Raw genomic sequence first — 2,306 nt, 5'->3', positions numbered from 1 at the left:
CTGCCGGCGTGGCATGCGCGGCCGCGGTAGTGCCGTACCGCATCCCGGCCACCGACGCGATGAGCTGCTCAATGCCCTGCGACGAAGTGACCGATGCGCAGCTGCATCACGTCGGCAAGCTGCTGCACGAGGTGGCCGATGACCTCAGTCAGCAGCTGCGGCGCGTTGGGATCCGCTGACACGTCCACATCCACCCACGCCATCACCCACACCCACACCCACGACGGAAGGTGGTTTCGCCATGACGCAAACCGCGACGGCGCCTGCGGGCCGGCGCATCAACCGGTCCACGCTCTACTTCTTCGGCGCGCTCGGCGGCATTCTGTTCGGCTACGACCTCGGCATCATCGCCGCGATCCTGGTCATCATCGCCAAGGACTGGCACCTGTCCGGATTTCAGAAGGGCGTGGTGACCGCGAGCCTCTCGGTCGGAGCGATGATCGGCGCGGCGGCGGCCTCCCGGCTCGGCGACCGGCTCGGCCGCCGCCGGGCGATCATGGCCGCCGCGCTCGTCGTCATCGCCGGGACCGTGGCCTGCATGCTCGCGCAGAACCTGCCGGAGCTGACCATCGCGCGCGGCGTTATCGGCATCGGCATCGGCTGCTCCTCCGCGACGGTGCCGACGTACCTGTCCGAGCTGGCTCCCGCGCGGCTGCGCGGCGCGCTCGCCTCGCTCAACCAGATCTTCATCGTCTCCGGGATCCTGATCGCCTTTCTGGTCGGCTACTGGCTCGCGTCGACGGGCAACTGGCGCGGCATGTTCGCCGGGGCGCTGGTGCCCGCGGTGGTCCTGCTGGCTGGACTGACCCTGCTGCCGGAGACGCCGCGCTGGCTGGTGAAAGCCGGGCGCGAGCAAGAGGCACGCGCGGTGCTTGTGAGTATTCACCAGCGCGAGGCCGTCGACGACGAACTCACCACCATCCAGGAAGTCATCCGGCTCGACGCCGCGCAGCGCGGCAATCTGCGCGAGTTGTGGGCGCCGTGGGTGCGGCCGATGCTGCTCGTGGCGCTGCTGCTGGCCGTGGGGCAGCAGTTCAGCGGCGTCAACGCGATCAACGCCTACTTCCCGACGATGCTGGTCTCGCTGGGCTTCACCACCAGTACCGCGCTGCTGAGCGCGATAGCGCTCGGCGTGACCAAGCTGGCGTTCACGGCGTGGGTGGTGTTCGTGGTCGATCGCTGGGGTCGCAAACCCCTGCTGCTGATCGGCAATGCACTGATGTTCGTGACGCTCGCGCTGACCGGCTTCGTGGTGCTGGATGTGCACGGCAAGACCGCCCTGGGCGTACTGACCCTGATTCTGCTGATCGGCTACCTGGCCGCGTACGAACTCGGCTGGGGCGCGGTGGTGTGGGTGATGATGGCGGAGGTGTTCCCGCTGCGGGTGCGCGCGGCCGGCATGGGCGTCAGCAGCGTGGTGCTGTGGGCCGCGACCGGCATCGTGACGGCGGTCTTCCCGATCATGTCGGACAAGAACGCGCTCGGCATCGGCCATTCGATGTGGGTGTTCGCGGCGGTCAACGCGGTGCTGTTCGTCCTGGCGCGGTGGCTGGTGCCGGAGACCAAGGGACGCAGCCTCGAGGAGATCGAGCTGGAGCTGCGCGGCCGCCATCGCGTGCAGCCCCCGGCGGCTGGCGAGGTCAGCACCGTCACCGAGGTCTGACGGAGACGGCGCTGATCCGGAACAGCTTTGATCAGAACAGCGCGGCGCGCAGCCAGCTGATCCGCTGCGTGGCGGCGTGGAAGCTGGTCGCGTCAAGCGAGCCGTTGCCGAGCGCGGTCGCGAGCGCGCCGCGGGCGCTGTCCCCTTGGCTCACGTCACGCGCTGAGCACAGGATCAGGTCCATACCGGCGCCCGCGGCCTTGACCGCGCGCTGAGCCGTCGTGCCGTACGCGGCCAGGGCTCCGGCCTCCAGCGCGTCCGTGATGGTCACGCCGCGGAAACCGTTGCGGCCGCGCAGCTCCCCGCTCACGATCGTCGGTGAGAGTCCTGCGGGCAGACTCGCGTCCAGCGCCGGGTAGAGCGCCCATGAGCACATGATCAGCATCACGCCCGCGCTGATCGCGGCCGGATACGGTACCTCGTCGATCGTGTGCAGCTGGTTCTGCGAGACGTTCAGCGTCACCGATCCAGTGTCAGTGTTCTGGGACGTCGCAGCGGAGCCGAGGCCCGGGAAGTGCTTCGCGGTGGCCGCGACTCCGGTCGCCTGCTGCGCGCTGATGAAGGCCGAGCCGAGCGCGGCGACCGAGGCGGCGTTGTTGCCGAACGAACGCTGAAACTGGTCGATGAAGTCGCCCGCGGTGTA

The 2,306-nt window shown here is 69.0% G+C and carries 2 protein-coding genes and 1 pseudogene; 2 read left to right on the top strand and 1 reads right to left on the bottom strand.

Annotation, left to right across the window (positions count from 1 at the left end; genetic code table 11):
- Together VN779_RS26415 and VN779_RS09910 are read left to right on the top strand one after the other, a co-directional pair.
- Nucleotides 1–179 (top strand): annotated as a pseudogene (locus VN779_RS26415) (IclR family transcriptional regulator); the annotation flags it as partial.
- A 62-nt stretch (nt 180–241) separates the two neighbouring features.
- Complete coding sequence (locus tag VN779_RS09910) at nt 242–1,663, top strand: sugar porter family MFS transporter (RefSeq protein WP_325722165.1); 1,422 nt, start codon at nt 242–244, stop codon at nt 1,661–1,663.
- Nucleotides 1,664–1,694: 31 nt separating this feature from the next.
- Here the strand turns inward: VN779_RS09910 and VN779_RS09905 are convergent.
- Nucleotides 1,695–2,306 (bottom strand): glycoside hydrolase family 3 N-terminal domain-containing protein (locus VN779_RS09905; protein ID WP_325722164.1); only part of this gene is annotated, 612 nt, incomplete at its 5' end.

It is taken from the genome of Actinocrinis sp., from assembly GCF_035605935.1.
Lineage (GTDB): Bacteria > Actinomycetota > Actinomycetes > Streptomycetales > Catenulisporaceae > Actinocrinis.
The sequence above is the reverse complement of the archived record's forward strand: the minus strand, read 5'-3'. Positions and strand labels throughout refer to the sequence as shown.